This window comes from Vibrio sp. 1978, from assembly GCF_033344345.1.
In genome coordinates, this window is record NZ_JAWPOP010000285.1 from 1 (window position 1) to 834 (window position 834).

Genomic DNA, 834 nt, shown 5'->3' on the forward strand with positions numbered 1-834 from the left:
TAGTTGATGTCTTCATCGAACAGGTTGTAAATCGCACCTTTGATCTTGGTGTTATCCGTCAGCTGATACGTTACGCCGGCATCTACAAACGTATAAGCAGGTTCAACGATGCTGTTGCGTGATGGGCCAGTGACGGGATCCATTTCTTTTCCTCGGTAGGTCACTTTCGTCCAGCTCTCTAGGTTGTCTGTTGTTTGCCAAGTGACATCAACATTAAACAGGTGCTTTGGAAGTTGCTGAAGTGGCATGCCTTTGTATTCACCCGTTTTTTGCTCCGAGTCGGTAAAGGTATAGCTTGAGCTTAAGTAGATAGTCTCGGTTAGTGGTTTCGCCAACTTTGCTTCTACACCCTGATTAACAGCTTCATCCACATTAATGCGGTAAGTAGGATCTGCCCCCCATTGGTTTGGGCCATCCGTACAAATTGTATCTGGGCACACCACGCGAGTGATCTTATCTTTAAACTCATTGTGGAAGGCGGTTAACGTCACATCAAGACCAGAATCACCTTGGTAAAGCACACTGATTTCTTTGTTCAGTGAAGTTTCCGGATCCAAATCTGGGTTACCATAAATATTGCCGCCACCACTGACTTGCGCCCAACCAGGGGTAATTTCACGTAACTGAGGAGAGCGGAAACCTGTCGCCACACCGCCTTTGACCGTCCAAGCAGGATCAACACGCCACACACCATACACTCTCGGGCTAAAATGCGCGCCATAGTTTTCATCGTGATCCAAACGACCACCTAATGTCAGACTAAAAGGTTCTGCGATCTTCCATTCATCTTCGATGAACACTGCCCATTGTGTATTTGATGCTTTCGTTTTAGAT

Annotated in this window: 1 protein-coding gene; it reads right to left on the bottom strand. The window is 46.5% G+C overall.

Annotated features, from left to right (window positions below; translation table 11 throughout):
* Positions 1-834, bottom strand: an 834-nt coding sequence (locus R8N49_RS26115; RefSeq protein WP_318190324.1) for a TonB-dependent receptor domain-containing protein, incomplete at both ends; no start/stop codon positions are given.